We start from the raw sequence: 20,225 nt of genomic DNA on the forward strand, positions 1-20,225 counted from the left end.
TTTACTTAAATCAGGGCGGTGCAACGGCGGCAGTCGCGGCCGGTGTCGACCCAGAAGGAGTTAGTTCATCATGCATGATCCAGTTTTCGGCACGAAAGATCCGACGCTGACCTACAAGACGCGCATCGGCGTCTACGGGGTGATTCCGGACGAAACCGGCAAGCGCCTGTTAATCCTGGAGGCGCCCAACCACGCGCTTTTCCTGCCCGGCGGCGAGGTCGAAGGTTCGGAAACCGACGCGCAGACGCTTGACCGCGAGCTGCTCGAGGAGTTCGGCGTGCGCGTCACCCAGGTGGCACTGCTCGGATCTTCCAGCGAGTACTTTTACTCGCACCACCGCCAGACGGCCTACTACCATCCGGCGACGTTCTACGCCGCGGCCGACATTCAGAAGGTGGCAGCGCCGCTGGAGGACTTCAACACGCTGATGCTGATGCCGGTGGAGCTGGCGGCCGCGCAGCTGAAGCGCCCGACGCACCGCTGGGCCGTCGCCCAGTGGCTGAAGCGCCAGGGTGACGAAGCGAACTCCGGCACGAACTGACCACCGCTTTCGGCAACGGGCCAAGGCGGCGGAACGCGTGGGGCTCCCGCAAGCCCAAAGTGCGGTCTTGCGACCCGCCCTTGCTGTAAGCCGGCAAAGCCCGCCAGCTAACAGCAATGTCATGCTGGCGCGCCTTGGCCCTCCGCCTCCAGTGGTGGTCGGTTCGTGCCTCCGCGCGACAGTGCGTGTCGTTTGGTCCTGGCGGTTTTGACAATCAGCTTCAGCAGATACCACCTATCCAAGTGCGCGCCGCCCGACCGCTCACAGCCGAATCAGTGCGCCGTTGAGCAGGTGGTCCTGGAAGGCGCGGTAGACCCGCGCGTTTTGGGCGTCGCGGTCGCGGTCCAGCATCACCTTGGGGAAGTAGAAGCGCTTGTCGCCGACCGACTGCCCCGAAATGGCGGCGACCAGCCGCGACTGGGTGGACAGCTCCTCGAGGGTGCCGTCGGCCTGGATGATCTCGATCTGAGTCTTCGGGTTGGCGGCGCTTGGGTCGTACTGGTCGTAAGGCAGGTCGAAGCTGTCGTTTTCGGCGGTGTAGTAGGTCGGGTCAAAGCCCGCCTGGCGCACCAGCTCGCGCATCTCTGGCAGAAGGCCCGCGGTGGCCTGGTTGAAGGTCACCGACTTCAGCGGCCGGCGGCTCAGAAAGCGGTCGGCCAGGTCGGCGAGCACCGGGTCCGGGTAGTCCAGCCAGTAGGTGAAGTAGGTGTTGAGCACCCCGTCGTCCAGGCGCAGGTAGTCGCGCAACGTGAAGTCGTTTTCGAAAAACGGAATCAAGAGGCGCGGCGCGAACTTGGCGTCGAACTTGCCCGCCGTGTAAAGCACCTTGGCGCGCTGCAGCAGGTGGGTCAGGATCATCTCCATGCCGCGCGAGACGGGGTGGAAGTAGATCTGCTGGTACATTTGGAAGCGGCTGACGATGTAGTCCTCGACGGCGTGCATGCCGTTGGCGTCAAACCCGATGCCGCCGGCGTAGGGCCGCATCACCCGCAGGATGCGGGTGAGGTCGAACTCGCCGTACTTGGTGCCGGTGTTGTACGCGTCGCGCAGCAGGTAGTCCATGCGGTCGGCGTCGATCTGGCTTGAGATCATCTGCACCACCTGCGGGTTCGGGTAGGTGTGCGCGATGACGCTTGCGACCTTGGCCGGAAAGCCCGGCGCGACCGTCGCCAGGATGCGGCAGACGTTGGTGCTCGGGTCGGTCACGATCTGGCGCGTGATTGCCTCGTGGTCGGTGCCGAAGATGTGCTCGAAGGTGTGCGAGTAGGCGCCGTGGCCGATGTCGTGCAACAGCGCCGCGCACAGCGCGACCAGCCGCTCGGCGTCGTCCCAGAGGCCGTCGCCGGCCGTCTGGGTCGGGTAGTTGGTCGCGAAGTTGTCGCAGATCTGGCGCGTGATCTCGTAGACGCCTAGGCTGTGGGTGAAGCGGGTGTGCTCGGCGCCCTGGAAAACGGTCGCCGCCACGCCCAGCTGCTTGATGCGCCGCAGCCGCTGGAACTCCGGCGTGTTGATCAGGTCCAGGATGACCTGATGCCGGACGTGGATGTAGTTGTGGACCGGATCGCGAAAAACCTTCTCGCGAGGTAAGTACTGGATCGGCATATTATCTCCTCACTGGGCAGCGCCCGAAACGTGTCAACTTCATTATAATAGAAATGACCGGTCATGACACGCGGTTGCGGATTTTGGTATAATGGCTGGCAGAAAGGACTGGTGAGAGGCATGGATCTGACGCATGGCGTACCCATCACGCTTCACCTTGAGACATTCGTGGAGCAGGACGGCGCGACGGAGAAGCACGTTTTTGACGAACCCGGCACCCTGGTGGCGATGGGAGGCACGCTGTACATTCGTTACCGCGAGGTCGACCCGGAGCAAAACACCGACTACCCGGTGACGCTCAAGCTGCGCGACGACGGCTCGGTGCAGCTGGCGCGCGGCGCCTCGGACGCGGACATGAACCTGCGGCTGCATTTTGCCAACGATCGGCGCATCCTGACGCGCTACCGGACGCCGTACGGGGTGATTCCCGTCGAGACGGTGACGCCGCGGCTGGACGTCCGCATGACCGAGGACCCGCTGGCGGGCGAGGTTTACATCGAGTACCAGCTCTTCGGCAACGGCGAGCACCTTGGAAATTACCGGCTGCATTTGCAATTTAGTGCCTGAGCGCGTAATATCTTAAATAGACTGTGGAAAGGGCGTGTACCGGTTGAAACTAGACGTATTTGCCGATGCGAACAAAGCTGAACTGTCCATGATCGAGGTGGCACGCGCCATCCTCGAGGAGAAGGGCGAAACCATGCCTTTCGTGGACATTGTGAACGAGATCCAAACCTACTTGGGGAAAAGTGACAGCGAGGTTCGTGATCGCCTGCCGCAATTCTACACCGACCTGAACGTCGATGGTAGCTTCATCTCCTTGGGCGACAACGTCTGGGGCCTGCGCGAGTGGTACCCGTACGAATCCGTCGATGAAGAGGTTAACCACCCCGAAGAGGAAGAGGACGCGCCGCGCCACAAGAAGCGCAAGAAGGTCAACGCCTTCCTCGCCGACGTGGCCGACGACGACGATGTCATCGACTACAACGACGACGATCCGGAAGACGATGACTTCGACGACAGCGACGATGAGGACGACGACGAATCGGCCGACGGCGACGAGCCGGACGACTTCGACGCCGCGGTCGACAGCGACGACGCGGACGAAACCGACGACGCCGCAGACGACCTGCCGGACGGCATCGAGGGCCAGCTGGCCGAGTTCGGCGACGACGAGACCGACGATTCCGACGACTCGGACGACGACTTCACCGCCGATCCCGCGGACGACGATTCGGATAAAGACTAGACAGCAAAACCGGCGTAGGCCGGTTTTTTTGTCCCCAGGGCGACGCGGGGCGCACTTAGCGGGACGGATTGCCTAGCTAGGGTGCTTGGACCGCACTATGGCCCGAGTGCCCTAGCGTAGCAAGCCGCTCCCGCGTTGCCGCGCGGAGCCCGACGATGACCAGGGCGACGCGGGGCGCACTTAGGCCACCGGCCAGCGTAAGCCCAGTGTTTGGGCCGTACTTTGGCCCGAGCGCTGGGCTTAGCTGGACGGGTGGCCGTTGCCGCGCGAAGCCCGACGATGACCAGGGGCGAAGCGGGGCGCACTTGGGCCGCTCTACGAGGAAAACCCGGGCTCCGGTGCGACCGAGTGACTGGAGAAACCGTACACGCTGCGATTGGAGTTCGGCAGTTGACCAGTATGGGTATCGGCTGGCGTTTGTGGGGCGGGAGCTCTTGTCTCGTCGCCGTTGACTCGTGGTGGTCAACATTCTGCGCGTGACTGAGCGTTGGAATCACGAGATTGGGCGAAGTCGCCCCGTTTCCACACGGCCACCGATTACGCGGCGATGACGGCCTGCTGGCTCGCGTTCGCCGCGTCTCTCACAATTCAACCCAACGGAGGAACAACATGGAACACCTGCTTTTGCTGCGCGGCGTCAACGTCGGCGGCAACCACCGCGTGGTGATGCGCGAGCTGACCGCCGCGCTCACCGCCGCCGGGGCGAAAAACGTGGTCAGCTACATCAACTCCGGCAACGTGCTGATGGACTGCGACGGCGACGCGGCCGCACTGGTGGCGCCGGTGCTTGCGGCCTACGACTTTCCGATCGCGTTTTCGGTCGTGACCGGCGCGGCGTTCGTCGCCGCGGTGGGCCAGGCGCCGGCGTGGTGGGGTGCGCCCGGCGACCTGCGCCACAACGCGTTGTTTCGGCTGCCGGGCTACCGGCCCGAGTACGACGCCCGAATCCTGGCCGGCCTGACTGCCTACGACCAGGTGGCAATCACGCCGCAGCTGATTTTTTGGACGTCGCCGGCCAAGGCCAACTACTCCCGGGCGTTCTACGCCAAAATGCTGCCGGAACCGTTCTACCCGCTGGTGTCGATCCGCAACCGCAACACCACGCTGAAGCTCGCGGCGATGATGCGTGATCGGCTGGACTGAGTCATTTTATGCAGTGGCGGCGGCGACCGGGCCGACGCCAGGGCCGGCGGGGCGGCGTTTGCCTGCAACCGAACCGCCGGCTTTCACAAAGTCCTTGACGCCTAGTGTTATTTTCGTTACTATACTTTTTGGGCGCTCTGCTGATGCAGAGCCGAAACGGTTGCAAGCTCCCTGTTCGATTGAATGGGGAGCTTGTTTTTGTTTTTACCCGTCCCGCAAAAATCACACAAAGGAGTTTTCTCATGACCAAGTATATTTTTGTTACCGGTGGGGTCGTGTCTTCACTTGGCAAGGGGATCGTGGCGGCGAGCCTGGGACGTTTGCTCAAAAACCGGGGCTTGAAGGTAACGATTCAAAAATTTGATCCGTACATCAACGTGGATCCCGGCACGATGAACCCGTACCAACACGGGGAAGTCTTCGTGACCGACGACGGTGCCGAAACGGACCTGGACCTTGGCCATTACGAACGCTTCATCGACATCAACCTGAACAAGTACAGCAACGTCACCACCGGGAAGATCTACTCCGAGGTCCTGGACAAGGAGCGCAAGGGCGAGTACCTCGGCGCGACGGTGCAGGTGATCCCGCACATCACCAACATGCTCAAGGAGAAGATCATGCGCGCGGCCACCACGACCGACTCCGACATCATCATCACCGAGATCGGTGGCACGGTCGGTGACATCGAGTCCCAGCCGTTCCTCGAGGCGATTCGCCAGATGAAAAACGACGTGGGCGCCGAAAACACCTACTACATCCACGCCACGCTGGTGCCTTACCTGCGCGCGGCCGGCGAGATGAAGACCAAGCCGACCCAGCACTCGGTCAAGGAGCTGCGCAACATCGGCATCCAGCCGAACATGCTGATCCTGCGGACGGAAAAGCCGGTGACCGAGGGCATGAAGGAAAAGATCGCCCTGTTCACCGACGTGCGCAAGGACTCCATCATCGAGTCCCGCGACGCCAAGACGCTTTACAAGATTCCTTTGGCGATGCAGGCCCAGGGCATGGACCAGCGCGTGATCGAGCACTTCGGCCTTGACGTGCCGGAGGCCGACATGACCGAGTGGAGCGCTCTGGTGCACAAGGTGCAAAACCTGCACCACACCGTCAAGATCGCCCTGGTCGGCAAGTACGTGGCCCTCAAGGACGCCTACATCTCCGTCGCCGAGGCGCTCAAGTCCGCCGGCTACTTCTGGGATGCGGACATCGACCTGGCGACATTCCAGGCCGAAGACGTCACCGACGACAACGTCCAGGAGCTGCTCGGCGACGCCGATGGCATCCTGGTGCCGGGCGGCTTCGGCGATCGCGGGCTGGAAGGCAAGATCGCCGCGATCCGCTACGCGCGCGAGAACGACGTGCCTTTCCTGGGCATCTGCCTGGGGATGCAGATGGCGTCCATCGAGTTCGCCCGCAACGTCGCCGGCTTCAAGCACGCCGGTTCCACGGAGGTGGCCCCGGACATCGAGGATCCGGTCATCGACCTGATGCCGGACCAGGTCAACGTCGAGAACCTCGGCGGCACCCTGCGCCTGGGCCTCTACCCGTGTGAGCTGCTGCCGGGCTCCGTGGCCGCCGCGGCCTACGACAACGTGCCGGAGGTTCAAAAGCGTCACCGTCACCGCTACGAGTTCAACACCAAGTACCGCAAGGCCCTCGAGGACAAGGGGCTGGTGTTCTCCGGCGTTTCGCCAGACAACCGCCTGATGGAAGTCATCGAGCTGCCGGCCAACAAGTTCTTCGTCGCTTCCCAGTACCACCCAGAGTTCCAGTCGCGTCCGACTCGTCCGGAAGGGCTGTTCAAGGCCTTCATCAAGGCTGCCGGCGACTTCAACTAACCGCAGAATGTCTCTGGCACCCCGGGCTCCGGCCCGGACCGACCACTGCTTCCGGCTCCGGTCCGGACCGGCGGAACGCGTGGGGCTCCCTGGAGCCCGTTTCGGTCTCCAGACCCGCCCTTGCTGTAAGCCAGCAGAACCCCGCTGGCTAACAGCAATGTCACGCTGGCTCGCCCCGGTCCTACGCCTTCAGCAGTGGTCGGACCGAGCCTCCGCCCTACGCTGTGGTTTCGCCGTCAGGCAGCGGCGGTGTGATTGGTTACCCGAGGCTTTACTTTCAGATACAGACTAGGCCCACGCCAACTAAAGGGGCACCCGCGTTTTGCGGGTGCCCCTTTGCGTGTGTGCGGCCGGCTCACAGGTACTTGGCGGTGATCGACTCGGCGCAGGCCGTGATGCCGGCCGGCGCGCCCTCGTACAGCACGCGGCCGCCGCGGGTGCCGCCGTCCGGGCCGATGTCGATCAGCCAGTCCGCCTGGCGCATCACGTCGGTGTTGTGCTCGATCACCACCACGGTGTTGCCGGCCTCGACCAGGTCGTCGATGATGCGCACCATGTTGGCGACGTCGGCGACGTGCAGGCCGGTGGTCGGCTCGTCCAAGATGATCAGGCTGGCGGGCTGCATCAACGCCGCGGCAATCTTGAGGCGCTGCGCCTCGCCGCCGGACAGGGTGTCGAGCGTCTGGCCGAGCGCCAGGTAGCCCAGGCCGACGTTTTGAATCGTGGCGACCAGTGCCGAGAGCTTCTGGTCGTTGAAAAAGCTGACGGCCTCGTCGACGGTCATGTCCATCATGTCGACGATGCTGCGCCCGCGCAGGTGAAAGGCCGCGACCTCGGGCCGAAACTTCGTGCCGCCGCAGTCGGGGCAGACCACGCTGAACCTGTCGTCCATGAACGACAGGTTCAGCGTGATCGCGCCCTTGCCCTTGCAGCGCGGGCAGGCGCCCTTGCTGTTGGCGCTGAAGAAGCCGGCGGGCTGGCCAGAGGCCTTGGCGAACAGCTGGCGCAGCCGGTCGCCGATGCCGGTGTAGGTCGCGATGCTCGAGCGGCTGTTGGCGTGCAGCGCCGACTGGTCGATCACCTGCGCCTCCGGGTGTTCGGCGGCGAAGACCTGCTCCACCAGCGTGCTTTTGCCCGAACCCGCGACGCCGGAGACGACCGTGAACAGGCCGGCCGGGACGTTCAAAACGGCGTCTTGCAGGTTGTGGCGGTTGGAGGGCTGGCTGCGCAAAAAGGTGGTCGGCTGACGCGGCGTGGCCTTGACCGGCAGCTGGTTGGTCAGGCTGCGGCCGGTCAGCGTCGCGCTTTGTAGCAGCTCCGCGTAGCTGCCGGTGAAGGTGACGGTGCCGCCGTTGCGGCCGGCGCCCGGGCCCATGTCGACGATGTAATCGGCGCACCGGATGACATCCGGGTCGTGCTCGACGACCAGCACGGTGTTGCCCGAGTCGCGCAGCTTGAGCAACAGCTCGTTGAGGCGGTGGACGTCGCGCGGGTGCAGGCCGGTGCTGGGCTCGTCGAGGATGTAGAGCATGTCGGTCAGGGCGTTGCCGAGGTACTGCACCGTTTTGACCCGCTGGCTCTCGCCGCCGGACAGGGTGCGGGTGTCGCGCGTCAGGCTGAGGTAGTCCAGCCCGATGCCGATCAGGTCGCCGAGCCGCCGGTGCAGGTCGGCCAGAAGCGGCGCGGCCTCCGGCAGGTCCCAGCCGGCCAGCGTCTGATCCAGTGCGTCCAGCTGCATGTCGGTCAGGTCAAACAGGTTCAGGCCGTTGATGCGACAGGCCAGGACGTCGGCGTTGTAGCGCCGGCCGCCGCAGTCGGGGCAGGTGGCGGTGTCGGCGAACTCGGCCAGCCGCTTGGCGGCGCCCGCGCCGGTGTCCTGGTCGGAGCCGATGTTCAGCCGAAAGAACTGGCGCCCGATGCCCTCGAACTTCTGCTTCTTGCGCGTCGCCTCATCCGCCGCGCCGTTGATCAAAAGCTGCAGCCGTGCTTCCGGCCACTCGGCAAGCGGCAGGTCGGGGTCAAACAGCTTGGTCTTGAGCAGCTGGCCGAGGTAGTAGCCGGACTCGCCGTAGTTGGGCAGCAAAATGGCGCCCTGGCGCAGGCTGAGTCGCCGTTCCAGGGCGTGATCCAGGTTGAGCACGTAGGTCTCGCCGATGCCCTGGCAGGTCGGGCACATGCCCTCGGGGTCGTTGAACGAAAAGGCGTTGGCGGCGTGGCCGTGCGCTGGCTTGCCGAAGCGGGAGAACAGCAGGCGCAGCAGCGGGTTGAGGTCGGAGATGGTGCCGAGCGTCGAGCGGGCGTTGCCGCCCAGCGGTTTTTGCGCGATCACGACGGCGGGGGAGAGGTTGGCCACCGCGTCGACGTCCGGGCGCTGGTACTTGGGCAAAAACAGGCGGGCGAAGTTGGAGAAGGTGCTGTTGAGCTGGCGCCCGGCCTCCTGGGCGATGGTGTCGAACACCACCGAGGACTTGCCGGAGCCGGAGACGCCGGTGAACACGGTGATGCGGTGCTTGGGGATGCGCAGGTCGATGTCCTGCAGGTTGTTTTGGCGGTCGCCGTGGATCTCAATCCAGTCCGTTGCGGTCATGAGTGCCTCCTGTAATCTGTTGTGGGGAGAAAACGATACCACACGCGGTGGGCGAATGCAACGCGCGCCGGGTGACACGAGCTGCGCCCGCCAACTTGGCCGCTACCGGGAACGCGTCGGCGGTGCGTGGTGCAGCGGGCGGAGCCTTCGGGGTGCATGATACAATAGTGGTGATGGGTGTGGTGGCTTTGGCAGCGGATGACGGAGGTGGACCGATGATTGTGAAGGCACTGATCAGAGGCGGGATTCCGCTGGTGCTTCTCGGCGGGATTGCCTGGGTGCTGCACAACCAGGGCAGCGCACAAGACGCCAGAAGCACCTTGTTTGCCGGCCTGATTGCCGGGGTGGTGGGCGCGGCGTCTGTGCTCTACGAGGTGTCGGGGTGGTCTTTGGCCAAGCAAAGCGCGGCGCACCTGCTGGCGATGCTGGCCACCGTCTACCCGCTGCTGTTGGTCAGCGGCTGGTTTCGCGTCGCCTCGCTGGGGGATGCGCTGGTTGTCTTGCTGCTGTTTGGGTTGGTGGGCCTTGTGCTGTGGCTGGTGATGTTCTTGCTGGCCAAGTGGCGCGCGCGCTGAGGGCCGCGCCCGGCGCATCCCAGGGTTCGCTCACGCCAGGGTTCGCTCACGCCTGGGTCTGTGCAGGCCAGGGCAAACGCCTAGGCGGTGTGCGCTGCGGCCAGAGCAGCCTCAATCTCTGCTTGTGGGCAGTTGCGGTAGTGGTCCCAGCAGGGCGCCGGGGTGCCGGCGGCCGCGGCGGCCGCGCAGGCGCGGTGGAAGGCCAGCTTGCGGTGCAGGTGGGCCAGGGAATCCGCCAGGGCCGCCTGCTTGGCCGCGAGCACGTGCTCCTGCTGGGTCAAAAGCGCGACGATCTCCGGCTCGGCCGCGGGCGTGTCGGCCAGCGCGAAGAAGTCCTGCAGCTGGGTGATGGTCATGCCCGCCTGCTTGAAGCAGCAGAGGGACTTGAGCCGGTTGACGTGGCCCTCCGAGTACACGCGGCGGCTGCCGGCGCGGCCGACGTTGGTGAGCAGCCCGACCTGCTCGTAGTAGCGCAAAGTCGACGCGGGCAGGTTGAACATACGACTCAACTGGGTGATGGTATAGGTCATTTTTTCCTCCAAGAAATCGCTTTACTTCAAGTGTACTTCAAGTTGTACACTAAGCCCAGAGGTGAGCAAAATGTATCTTGCAGACGAAAATCGTTACCAGAACATGACTTACAACCGCGTCGGCAACTCCGGGCTGCGCCTGTCCGCGCTGTCCTTGGGGCTGTGGCACAACTTCGGCACGGTCGACCCGCTGGCCAACCAAAAGGCGGTGCTCGAGGCGGCCTTTGACCACGGCATCACGCACTTTGACCTGGCTAACAACTACGGCCCGGTTGCGGGCGCGGCCGAGGAGAACTTCGGGCGCATCCTGCACCAGGAGCTTGCCGCCTACCGCGACGAGATGGTGATCTCGACCAAGGCCGGCTTCTACATGTGGCCGGGCCCGTACGGGGAGTGGGGCTCCAAGAAGAGCCTGGTTGCAAGCCTGGACCAGAGCCTGCGCCGGATGAACCTAGACTACGTGGACATCTTCTACTCTCACCGCCCGGATCCGGACACCCCGTTTGAGGAAACCGCGGCGGCGCTGGACCTGCTGGTGCGCCAGGGCAAGGCCCTGTACATCGGCATCTCCAACTACTCGGCGGAACAGACCGCGGCGATCATCCCGATCTTCAAGCGCCTGGGCACACCGTTCATCATCCACCAGGTGTGCTACAACATGTTCACGCGCGGCCCGGAGGATGGCCTGTTCGATGTGCTGGCCCAAAACAAGCTCGGTGCCATCACGTTCAGCCCGCTGTCTCAGGGCCTTCTGACTGACCGCTACCTGAACGGCATCCCGGCCGACTCGCGCGCGGCCCGTTCCAGCAGTCCGTTTTTGAACCCGGACAACGTCGAAAAGACGCTGGGCAAGGTGCGCGCGCTCAACGCGATCGCGGCCAACCGCAACCAGAGCATGGCCGCCATGGCGCTGGCCTGGATCCTGCGCCAGCCGACCGTGGCGTCGGTTCTGATCGGCGCCTCGCGCGTCAGTCAGCTTGAGGCCAACCTCAAGGTGCTGGACAACCTGAGCTTCACGAAAGACGAGCTCGCCGCCATCGACGCGGTGCTCGCGGAAAAATAACAGTCCGGTAAAACCCCGACGGCTTTGGCCGCCGGGGTTTTCGTGCGTCTGGCGGCTTCACCCGTCTCGCTTGGTGAGGGTTCTCACAGAATCGCCCCCGGTTCGCCGAACGGCCTTGTGTTTTGTACAGAAGTTCATTAAAATAAAACGATGAACGTGTGTTTTTTGCGCGTCTCTCCCATCAGTGAACGAATTCAACCGTTGCGCCTGTTTCACTGGCGCGGCCATACCTGTGAACGTCTTTAAGTGAGGAATAAACCGAATGAAAAAAATGCTGATCCGCGGCGGTAAGAAGCTCTCCGGCACGGTCGTGATCGGCGGGGCCAAGAACAGTACCGTTGCGCTCATCCCCGCCGCGATTTTGTCGCGCACCCCTGTGACCCTTGATTCCGTCCCCCACATTCAGGATGTGGACAACCTGATGGCAATTCTCGACGAGATGAACGTGAAGTCCGAATTCGCCGACTGTGTACTCAAAATTGACCCGACGCAGATCAAAGACGTGCCGCTGCCCAACGGCAAGATCAAGTCGCTGCGGGCCTCGTACTACTTCATGGGCGCCATGCTCGGGCGCTTCGGCAAGGCGATCGTCGGCCTGCCCGGCGGCGACGACATCGGCCCGCGCCCGATCGACCAGCACATCAAGGGCTTCGAGGCCCTCGGCGCCAAGGTGACCAACGAGCACGGCGCCATCGCGATCCGCGCGCCCAAGGAGGGGCTGCACGGCGCCCGCATTTTCCTGGACATGGTGTCCGTCGGCGCGACCATCAACGTGATCCTCGCCGCGGTGACGGCGCACGGCCGCACGGTGATCGAGAACGCGGCCAAGGAGCCCGAGATTATCGATCTGGCGACCTACCTGAACAACATGGGCGCGTCCATTCGCGGCGCCGGCACCGACGTGATCCGCATCGAAGGGGTGGACCAGCTGGCCGCCCACAACGCGCACACCATCATTCCCGACCGCATCGAGGCCGGCACCTACCTGGCCATGGCGGCCGCGGTGGGCGACGGCGTGAAGGTTCAAAACATCATCTCCGAGCACCTGGACGCCTTTTTGGCCAAGCTCGAGGAGATGGGCGTGACCATGGACGTCGGCGAGGACAGCATCTTCGTGTACCCGTCCGGCGACCTGCGCATGGTGCAGGTCAAGACCATGCCGTACCCGGGCTTTGCCACCGACCTGCAGCAGCCGATCACGCCGCTGATGCTCAAGGCCCACGGCGAGGGCATCATCGTCGACACCATCTACCCCAAGCGCGTGCGCCACATCCCGGAGCTGATCCGCATGGGCGCCGACATCACGGTTGAAAACGACGTGATCCTGCTGCACCACGCCGACCACCTGGAGGGCACCGAGGTCGCGGCCGAAGAGATTCGCGCCGGGGCGTGTTTGATGACCGCTGCTTTGATGGCGGAGGGCGAAACCGTCATCACCAAGGCCGAAAACATCCTGCGCGGGTACGACCGCGTGATCATGAAGCTGAAGGGCCTCGGCGCCGACGTCGCGCTGATCACGGACTGACCGCGGTTGCGGGCCCGCGTTTTTGCTGCGGGCAATTGCAATTGGGCGCCATCCATGATAAACTGCTAAGGTTGTGACACGAATATCTCTAGGTCAGGCAATGGCTTAGGGCAAAGGAGAAGATTACTATGAAGCAAGGCATCCACCCAGATTACCACCAGGTCGTATTCATGGACTCCGCTACCGGGTTCAAGTTCGTTTCCGGCTCCACCAAGAGCTCCAGCGAAACCGTTGAATTCGAAGGCGAGACCTACCCGCTGATTCGTGTGGAAATCACGTCCGATTCCCACCCGTTCTACACCGGTAAGCAGAAGTTCAGCAAGGCTGATGGCCGTGTTGATCGCTTCAACAAGAAGTACGGGCTTACCAGCAAATAAAGACCACTTTGTCACATTGCGGTCGCGAGCCGCGGCGTGACGGGAATCTTAAAAGTTGGTTTTCGTACAAATTCATCAAATCGAGAGTGATTTGTACGAGAATTTGGCTCAATATGAGGACGTTTGGAATTCAATCTGAATTCTGAACGTCTTTTTGTTTTTCTAGTCTTGCGGAATCCAGCCGATCTAGGAAGCGTTGGTGGGTGACCGTTGTTATTATATCCGGTGTGTTCACGTAAGTTCGCGTGGTTGAAACACTGGAATGGGTTAGCGCACTGGAGATGTCTTCCATCGACGCACCACCTTGTCGTGCCAGGGTACTGAACGTGTGCCGCATCTTGTGTGGATGCAAGTAGACCAATTCAGGGTGCCGCCGATTGACTGACTTGATTCGTGCGTTGAGGTAGTCGGAGTAAAGTGGTTGGTTGCGAACACCCTCACGAGTAACGTAGGTGAATAGCCATTGCTCACCGTCTTGTTCTACCCCGATTGCTTCGAGCTGCTTGGCTTGCTCCGCCTTCCATTCAGCCAGTAGATACAGAACATTCTGTGGTAGGGTCATAATGCTTTGCTTGTGTCCCTTGGTATCCTTGGCGTCGCGGTCACCATCGAGTGACTGAACCAGATACAACTTGCCAGCTTCCAAATCAATATGCTTCCACTGCAAAGCGTAGGATTCGCTCTTACGGTCGCCTAGGTGCAACGTTAGGAGGAATAGGGTGTAGTCGGCCAGAGATAGCTTACCGCGCTCATAGTCCTCTTTCGTGGCTTGTAGCCAGTTCAGAAGCTGCTCTGCGGTCAGGAACTCACCTTTCTTCACCCGCTCCTTCTTGAGCTTGTCCTTGTGTGGTTGCCCGACAAGGCGAAGGGACTTGCCAACGCGGTCGTATTCGATGTAGTCGAGGATCTCGGCAACTTCAAACATTTGGCGTACATACGCCTTAACCGTTTTAATATTAGCGAAGTGTTCTGACTTTTCCTTGAGCTGATCTACGACGAACTCTTTGTTGGAGTTCAGGTAGGTCATGGAGTAGGAGCCGAACATTGGCAGCAGGTGGTTCTTGAACAACCCACGTTGATATTCGACAGTAGCCTTAGTTGGGACAACCGGTGCCCGACCAGTGGAGCCAGTCAGATACAGCGGCATGAAGACATCTTTGTAGAACGTCTTGAACAGAATCTTACCTTTAAGCTCAAGAGACCGGGCATTGCCGTTCTTTTGGGCTTCTTTGATTTTCTTGTTGATCTCACGCTCCTTTGCGACTGCTGCTTGTTTGGTCGAGATGGTTTCCCGAAAACGGGTCTGCCCGGCGACGCCCATGAGTTCACGAACGGCTTTCGGATAGAAAACGCTGACCTGATAGGTGCCAGCTTTGGTTTTGGTGATTGACATAATGATTGACCTCCTGCTCAATAAGGCAGTGAGGCGTAAGACATCATTATATTAACATCCAACACTCATGCCTTGCATCCATTTATCAAGTTCAATGCGATCAAATCTGACCGAGTTACCGATTGTGATCTTGGGTAAACCTAGCATGATCCAAACGTCTAACGTGTTGTACGAGACATTGAGATATTTGCAGGCTTCACCTTTTTTGAAGTAGCGGACGTTCAGCAGGGCTTCGTGCCGAACGCTGTTTACTTCCTCACGGATAATCTCAAACACCTTATTGCGAATCGTATCGATCTGTCCGTCGCTCAAAACGAAGGACATCTCATGGCGAGTTTCTTGGCTGATAGTGCCACTTCCCTTCAAGAGTTATTGTGTAAGGTGAGCGTATCACCTCCATTCAGAAAGTTGGTGAGGCAGCGCTGTTCAGCCCGGTTCCGACCGGCTAACTGATTCACAGTGAATCGGTTCTCCCGTTGCGTGGGAGTGACGTGCAAGTATCTGGCCTTGGTGTTCGCTCGCTCTGCGAGGTCATGGCGACGGCTGATGTTGCTGAACAACGCTATTCAGTTGTCAAAGGACACAGCGAGCAAAAGAAAATCCCGCTTCTGCATATACAGACAGCGGGAACGGGTCGAAATGAAACCAAAATTAGAAAAAAGTTGAAATTTATTATGTGCGAGTTAGTTGTGAACTGGATTCAGTGGATGATTGCGATAGGTGTTCAGCAACATTAAAGCGCTGAACGCTGAATACAAATTTGATTTGAAGTTCTTGTTTCAAATCGGGATCGACATAGCTTTTTCCGTATGCAGCCTCACGATCGAAATCGTAGCTGAACATATCGAGTAGTTGGGACATTGCCTCGGCGTTTCCGTCCTGCGCTGCTAAGATAACCGGGATCAGGTTATCGACCTCTGTATAATGCATTGAACACTCCTCCGTATTCATTACATGTTCTCGTATGCTTCCTTAATCCGCGCTAGTGCCCGTCGCCGCCGCTTATTCACCCCCTGACTAGTTTTGCCGGTGCGGCTACCGATTTCCACGTCATTTAGTTCAGAATAGTAGTATTGATACAACACCATCTTATCAGCTGTGGAAAGGGTTGCAATGGCCGTGGCAAGACGTTCGTCTTCGATGAAGGATTCAAGGTGAGCAACTTCATCGTTGTTTAGAACATAGTCCTCAAGGTGCCCTGGTTCGGCGATTTCTTCCAGTAGCCAATCTTCGAGTGGGGTTTCTTTGATACGCTTGAGGTATTTCTGATGAATATTGATTCGTTCGTTCCGGAGAACCTGTTGCATGTACCTGATGAACATACGGGATACCTCACGTTCATTACTCATAGTCTGATGACCTCCTAGTAAGCGGTTTTTTCGTACACAGATACAGACAATGTTTTCGCCCTGAAATGAAACTAAACTTCAATTTTTGTGAGTACTGTGCCAGAAAGTGCAAAACAAAAACCACTAGCTAGTTAGCCAGTGGTATCTTGACGGTATATAAAAACATCTCTGATCGAAGATTCCCGTGATTGATAATCTGTGAACTGTGAATGTAAACAATTGGTTATCAATCATTGAACGGTGAATTAGTTAGCGGGTTGTTAGCCATAAAAATATGATTGGACGAAATCGGAAAGGCTCATCATTTAACCAATGGGCTTAGTAGAAGCTACGTGCATTTTATAGTGGTGACTAACCCAAAATGTGATGATACCAACAACCATTAACGTTCCTGCAAGCCAACCGGTCGTTTCAAACATCTGACCTACGGCAGCCCGCACTGCTGGAGTCAAAGCCTGCTGCATCGATTCGGGTAGTTGGGCAGTAACGATGAGACCCGTTGTCGCCCAAATTAACCCCCAAATCATACCGCCAATAATTAGACCACCGCTAACGGTATCCGCCACCACGCGCCATTGTCTCCGGAGTATAAACCCACTGATTCCGGCCCCCAAAAGGACAAAACCCAATATCAAGCAAAGGGTCACCATGGCATCACGAGTATTTACCACGACGCCTCTGAGGTGCTTGGCCTGATCACTTAAGGCACCATCGATGGCACTATGTAGTTTCGGCTTCAATCGGTCATACATACGGCTGAACATCCCAGATGGACCTATGTTGCCAAGCGCCTGTTCCAGTTGATCGTCCAGGGGTTGGTAATCCACCAGACTGCCTCGGCCGACGTATGATTCCGCCACTAGTCCTTCAATGATCGGGGTCATCACTTGATGTGTCAGCACCCCATCGATCACCGAGGCGACGATCGGAATATTGAGCTTCTCTTGCGCCTTGCTCTTGGCAACTTCAACGATGCCATCTTCAAAATCAGTTCCCGTTGCCACCTCGGTGACAAACTCGCGGTTCAATAATGTACTCTGAATGGTCGTGATCGACATGGTCAACACGACCGCCAGTCCTGTCAGTACAGCCAATAACCACACAACAGGCTTGGTTCTTGAAGTCATCTTGGACACTCCTTTGCATTAAAAAGGCGCCGGCAGGCTTCTCGCCACCGGCGCCAACTACTTCCTGCAGCAACACACTAGTTGAATCTGGCTTTACGCTTGGCAAACTCGCCAACAAACGTCTGCTTCACGGCCCACAAGAGCAAGAACAAGGCCACGGCAACACCGATATGGCTTAGTCCTGCGATGCCCGATAAGGCGGCGCTGGCGCCACCGGTCAATTCAGTCGCGGTGACTTGCACCACACCGCGGATTGCCATTGTGATGGCCATCACTGGAAAGGCGACGTTGTAAAGCCAGAAGAAGATCCTAAAGCGCTTGTTATCGACAAGCGCCGGGGCTTGTAACATCGCCACCGCCACCAGCGCGAACACGCCGACACCCAAAGCCATCAAGTGCGTATGCACCACGCCCAACACGGTTGGACCGGTGAAATTAAGGGCCTTGGTAAACTCGCGATAGAACACCCCAGCGACCATTGCGGCCACGAGGTAGATCAGACTGACGTTCATGATTTTGCGCATTGTCCTGTCCTCCTTATGCCTCTGACATAGTCAATTCCAAACAAGATTCCCGCAAGAAACAACGCAGCGCCAAGTCCCGTGTAGAACACAGCGATGAAACGATCAGGCAAAAGGTTCATGACGCGGATCGTCACCCCGCCGCCCATCATGATTGCCATGATGATGAAAGACTTGAGGTCAAAGAAGTGGAAGAACCACAGCTTATCCATCTCGTAGGCGAGAATGCGGGTATTGTGCTTGCGTTCGAGCTTGGAGAAAACCATGAACCAGAAGCTGGCGAACACGATCAGGGACAACCCGTAGTTCAGCGGCTTAGTAAATGTCGCGTAGCTATCGATCCCGATCTTTAGCACGTTGAAGCCGGCGATCAACCAAACAATGCTGGCGATCAACAGTAAGTTCACCTTGCGGACCATGGCGTTCCTCCTTATTTAATCGTAACAAGCTGCGGGGACAGCGGCCAACCTTAGGCTTTGACGACTTCCTTCTTGGTCAGGTAGCCGTCTTTCATCTCGTACAGGTGGTCGGCGGAATCGATCAGCCGGGCATCGTGGGTCACTACAACCACGGCCTTGTTGTGCTTGATGGCGAGGTCTTTCAGCAAATCGCCGACCACGGCGACGCGGGAGCTATCCAGCGCTGCGGTTGGTTCATCGGCCAAGATGATCGCTGGGTTCGGGTACAAGGCGCGGGCAATGGCAACACGCTGCTGCTGACCACCAGACAGTTCGCCTGGGTACTTGTTCAACAGGTTCTTGATACCGAGCGTGTCTAGCACGTCATCGAGTTCTTCTTTAGAAAGGTTCCCGTTTGGCTTCACTTTGTCGACCAGCTTGAATTGGTCGGCCACGGTCAGGTATGGCAACAGGTGGTAAGCCTGTAAGACAAACCCAATGGAATCTAGGCGCAAGGCGTCGCGTTTCTTCTTGGAGCGCTCGTTGTAGGCCACGCCGTTGACTTCCACAGTCCCGGAAGTCGGGGTGAGCAGGCCGCCTGCGATCGTCAGGAAGGTACTCTTACCGGAACCCGAAGGCCCCATGATCAAGCTCAGCGTGCCTGGTTCTGCTTCAAAGTTCACATCGTGCAGCACGTGCACTTCGGCGGTACCACTACCAAAGATTTGATTAACATTTTTTACGGAAAATGAGCTCATAGAATTAACCTCCAATAACGGATACAGGATCGACACTCAACACGGACTTGATCGGAATCAAACCACCGATCATGGCCATCGCCAGCAGGCCGCCGCCAACGGCACTCAAGACAGGAATATCAAAGGCCATTGGAATGCTTGCTGGGATAATGAAGGCTGTTGCCGTCGTCAGTAGGGTGGCGATGATCAAGCCACTCACAACCAGCAGAACGGACTGGGAAACAGTTGCCATCACCAGAACCTTGCTTGGAATCCCTTGGGCGCGCAATACCGCGTAGTTCGGGAGCTTCTGCATGGTCAAGATGTACAATAAGACGGCGATAATGATCAGGGAGATTACCATCAAGAAGGCGATCATGATGATAAATGTCGTGGTCTGGGCCTGGTAACCAGGGAGCTTTTCGATGACGGTCTGCTTATTGTAGGTCTTGGCACCTTTTTCGGTGTTCTTGTACTTGGCGTTCTTGGAAACCACAGCTGAAGTGATTGGGCCAACGGTGATGCCGCGCAGGTCGCGCCAGGTTTGGAGCTGGCCATAAACGACTGGGGCGACGTTCATCTTAGCATCTTCGGTGAAACCGACGATGGTGTACTTGGTCTTGTCGTCGTTGAGTTTGAACTTACTGCCGAGCTTGTAGCCTTCGAGCTTGAAGGAGGTATCAACCACCAGCTCGTGGGCCTTCTTAACGTTGCGGCCGCTTTCGAGTTTGATATTCTTGTAAACAAATTGGTTAGACTTCAAGCCAATGAATACTGCGGAGGTCTGCTTATGGCCCTTAGCGTTGGCGACCACCGAGGTTTCCCCAATCAGGGCTTCATTTTTGGTGATCTTACCAGCTTCCTTCTCGGTCAGAAAGGACTGGCGCATATCCACGTTGGCGCTTGAGTTCAGCGTAATGCGATCGACGCCCCATGAATTGATGGCGTCAGTGTTTTGCCGAGCCAAACCCAGGGCCAAGCTGGTCAAGATGAAGATTAAGTATCCGATCAGCACGATCATTGAGACGATCAGGCCGGAGCGGATCTTCTCTTTCTTGATTTCTTTAAGGGCTAAGAACATAGTGGCATTTCTCCTTTAATGATTAACGTTTTTGCAAAACTGTGCGCAGCTGTTCGATACGCTGATCCATACTGTCTGGATCCAATACGATGTCGCGCACGGTCTGATGGTACAAGACCGTGATTGCCCAGCGTGCCGGGGCGTCTGCGCCATCGACGAGCTTAGTTGGTTCACTGCCGAGGAAGCCTTCGTTGTAGCGATAGTGCTGTTCAATCAATTTACGGTAGCCAGCCTTGTCGGTTTCAACAACGAATTGACGAATTGAATTCATATAGGCATCAACGTTATCAACCGTAGGCATTTCTGGCATGGTGCGATGAATTTCATACATGGCGACTCCAAACACATAATTGTAAGCGTCCGGCAGGTCAGCGAAGTATTTGTAGAAGGCACCGCGGGCAATCCCAGCGTCCTTCACGATTCGCGCGACTTGCGCTTCGGCCAAGGGATACTGCGAGAATTCATTTAGCAGCGCGTCACGAACGCGCGCTTGTTTTTCTTCGCTTAAATGATGAAATGTTGGTAATACCATGATTGCAACCTCACTTTCCGGAATCGGTGACGCCGTGTCACCCTGTCGACA

The 20,225-nt window shown here is 58.8% G+C and carries 22 protein-coding genes; 9 read left to right on the plus strand and 13 right to left on the minus strand.

What is annotated here, in order from left to right:
• Positions 1 to 70: 70 nt before the first annotated feature.
• Positions 71 to 541, plus strand: coding sequence for an NUDIX hydrolase (locus LE416_RS00810; protein WP_225046607.1), 471 nt, complete (start codon positions 71 to 73; stop codon positions 539 to 541).
• Between the two features lie 261 nt (positions 542 to 802).
• Here LE416_RS00810 and LE416_RS00815 read toward each other — a convergent pair whose 3' ends face one another.
• A complete protein-coding gene (locus LE416_RS00815) occupies positions 803 to 2,143 on the minus strand; it encodes an HD domain-containing protein (RefSeq protein ID WP_225046608.1) in 1,341 nt (446 codons plus the stop codon).
• 120 nt (positions 2,144 to 2,263) lie between these two features.
• Between LE416_RS00815 and LE416_RS00820 the strand changes: the two genes are divergently transcribed.
• The 4 genes from LE416_RS00820 to LE416_RS00835 all read left to right on the plus strand — a co-directional run bounded on the left by LE416_RS00820 (position 2,264) and on the right by LE416_RS00835 (position 6,379).
• Positions 2,264 to 2,710 (plus strand): YwiB family protein, encoded by a 447-nt coding sequence (locus LE416_RS00820; protein WP_225046609.1) that lies wholly within the window; start codon positions 2,264 to 2,266, stop codon positions 2,708 to 2,710.
• A gap of 43 nt (positions 2,711 to 2,753) precedes the next feature.
• On the plus strand, positions 2,754 to 3,392 hold the full coding sequence (gene rpoE, locus LE416_RS00825) for a DNA-directed RNA polymerase subunit delta (RefSeq protein WP_241864920.1): 639 nt from the start codon (positions 2,754 to 2,756) through the stop codon (positions 3,390 to 3,392).
• Positions 3,393 to 4,001: 609 nt separating this feature from the next.
• Positions 4,002 to 4,535, plus strand: a complete 534-nt coding sequence (locus LE416_RS00830; RefSeq protein ID WP_225046611.1) for a DUF1697 domain-containing protein — start codon at positions 4,002 to 4,004, stop codon at positions 4,533 to 4,535.
• A 242-nt stretch (positions 4,536 to 4,777) separates the two neighbouring features.
• Positions 4,778 to 6,379 (plus strand): CTP synthase, encoded by a 1,602-nt coding sequence (locus tag LE416_RS00835; protein WP_225046612.1) that lies wholly within the window; start codon positions 4,778 to 4,780, stop codon positions 6,377 to 6,379.
• 355 nt (positions 6,380 to 6,734) lie between these two features.
• Here LE416_RS00835 and LE416_RS00840 read toward each other — a convergent pair whose 3' ends face one another.
• The gene (locus tag LE416_RS00840; RefSeq protein WP_225046613.1) at positions 6,735 to 8,966 is read right to left on the minus strand and encodes an ATP-binding cassette domain-containing protein; all 2,232 of its coding nucleotides are present in this window, start codon (positions 8,964 to 8,966) and stop codon (positions 6,735 to 6,737) included.
• A gap of 215 nt (positions 8,967 to 9,181) precedes the next feature.
• Here LE416_RS00840 and LE416_RS00845 point away from each other — a divergent pair, with 215 nt between their 5' ends.
• Complete coding sequence (locus LE416_RS00845) at positions 9,182 to 9,541, plus strand: DUF3021 family protein (RefSeq protein WP_225046614.1); 360 nt, start codon at positions 9,182 to 9,184, stop codon at positions 9,539 to 9,541.
• A gap of 80 nt (positions 9,542 to 9,621) precedes the next feature.
• Here LE416_RS00845 and LE416_RS00850 read toward each other — a convergent pair whose 3' ends face one another.
• Complete coding sequence (locus tag LE416_RS00850) at positions 9,622 to 10,071, minus strand: MerR family transcriptional regulator (RefSeq protein WP_225046615.1); 450 nt, start codon at positions 10,069 to 10,071, stop codon at positions 9,622 to 9,624.
• 70 nt (positions 10,072 to 10,141) lie between these two features.
• On the opposite strand from LE416_RS00850, the gene LE416_RS00855 reads away from it, so the two are divergent.
• The 3 genes from LE416_RS00855 (at position 10,142) to LE416_RS00865 (ending at position 13,036) form a co-directional block, all read left to right on the plus strand.
• A complete protein-coding gene (locus LE416_RS00855) occupies positions 10,142 to 11,134 on the plus strand; it encodes an aldo/keto reductase (RefSeq protein ID WP_225046616.1) in 993 nt (330 codons plus the stop codon).
• Between the two features lie 262 nt (positions 11,135 to 11,396).
• Positions 11,397 to 12,659, plus strand: a complete 1,263-nt coding sequence (locus LE416_RS00860) for a UDP-N-acetylglucosamine 1-carboxyvinyltransferase (protein WP_225046617.1) — start codon at positions 11,397 to 11,399, stop codon at positions 12,657 to 12,659.
• 128 nt (positions 12,660 to 12,787) lie between these two features.
• Positions 12,788 to 13,036, plus strand: a complete 249-nt coding sequence (locus LE416_RS00865; protein WP_225046618.1) for a type B 50S ribosomal protein L31 — start codon at positions 12,788 to 12,790, stop codon at positions 13,034 to 13,036.
• Positions 13,037 to 13,166: 130 nt separating this feature from the next.
• Here LE416_RS00865 and LE416_RS00870 read toward each other — a convergent pair whose 3' ends face one another.
• The 10 genes from LE416_RS00870 to LE416_RS00915 form a co-directional block, all read right to left on the minus strand.
• Entirely contained in the window at positions 13,167 to 14,429 is a 1,263-nt protein-coding gene (locus LE416_RS00870) for a tyrosine-type recombinase/integrase (RefSeq protein ID WP_225046619.1), read from the minus strand.
• 51 nt (positions 14,430 to 14,480) lie between these two features.
• Positions 14,481 to 14,741 carry a helix-turn-helix domain-containing protein gene (locus LE416_RS00875; protein ID WP_225046620.1) on the minus strand — a complete coding sequence of 87 codons (261 nt, stop codon included), beginning with the start codon at positions 14,739 to 14,741 and terminating at the stop codon, positions 14,481 to 14,483.
• 360 nt (positions 14,742 to 15,101) lie between these two features.
• Positions 15,102 to 15,359, minus strand: coding sequence for a helix-turn-helix domain-containing protein (locus LE416_RS00880; protein WP_225046621.1), 258 nt, complete (start codon positions 15,357 to 15,359; stop codon positions 15,102 to 15,104).
• Positions 15,360 to 15,379: 20 nt separating this feature from the next.
• Positions 15,380 to 15,778, minus strand: coding sequence for a sigma factor-like helix-turn-helix DNA-binding protein (locus LE416_RS00885; protein WP_225046622.1), 399 nt, complete (start codon positions 15,776 to 15,778; stop codon positions 15,380 to 15,382).
• Between the two features lie 305 nt (positions 15,779 to 16,083).
• Positions 16,084 to 16,905, minus strand: coding sequence for a hypothetical protein (locus LE416_RS00890; protein WP_225046623.1), 822 nt, complete (start codon positions 16,903 to 16,905; stop codon positions 16,084 to 16,086).
• 77 nt (positions 16,906 to 16,982) lie between these two features.
• The gene (locus LE416_RS00895) at positions 16,983 to 17,429 is read right to left on the minus strand and encodes a DUF2871 domain-containing protein (RefSeq protein ID WP_225046624.1); all 447 of its coding nucleotides are present in this window, start codon (positions 17,427 to 17,429) and stop codon (positions 16,983 to 16,985) included.
• Positions 17,414 to 17,845, minus strand: a complete 432-nt coding sequence (locus LE416_RS00900) for a hypothetical protein (protein WP_225046625.1) — start codon at positions 17,843 to 17,845, stop codon at positions 17,414 to 17,416. The genes LE416_RS00895 and LE416_RS00900 overlap by 16 nt, the downstream gene beginning before the upstream one ends.
• 50 nt (positions 17,846 to 17,895) lie before the next feature.
• The gene (locus LE416_RS00905) at positions 17,896 to 18,582 is read right to left on the minus strand and encodes an ABC transporter ATP-binding protein (RefSeq protein WP_225046626.1); all 687 of its coding nucleotides are present in this window, start codon (positions 18,580 to 18,582) and stop codon (positions 17,896 to 17,898) included.
• Between the two features lie 4 nt (positions 18,583 to 18,586).
• The gene (locus tag LE416_RS00910) at positions 18,587 to 19,642 is read right to left on the minus strand and encodes an ABC transporter permease (RefSeq protein ID WP_225046627.1); all 1,056 of its coding nucleotides are present in this window, start codon (positions 19,640 to 19,642) and stop codon (positions 18,587 to 18,589) included.
• A gap of 22 nt (positions 19,643 to 19,664) precedes the next feature.
• Positions 19,665 to 20,174, minus strand: a complete 510-nt coding sequence (locus tag LE416_RS00915; protein WP_225046628.1) for a TetR/AcrR family transcriptional regulator — start codon at positions 20,172 to 20,174, stop codon at positions 19,665 to 19,667.
• Positions 20,175 to 20,225 lie beyond the last annotated feature (51 nt).

The sequence above is a fragment of the Lacticaseibacillus kribbianus genome (assembly GCF_020180945.1).
In the GTDB taxonomy this organism is placed as follows: domain Bacteria; phylum Bacillota; class Bacilli; order Lactobacillales; family Lactobacillaceae; genus Lacticaseibacillus; species Lacticaseibacillus kribbianus.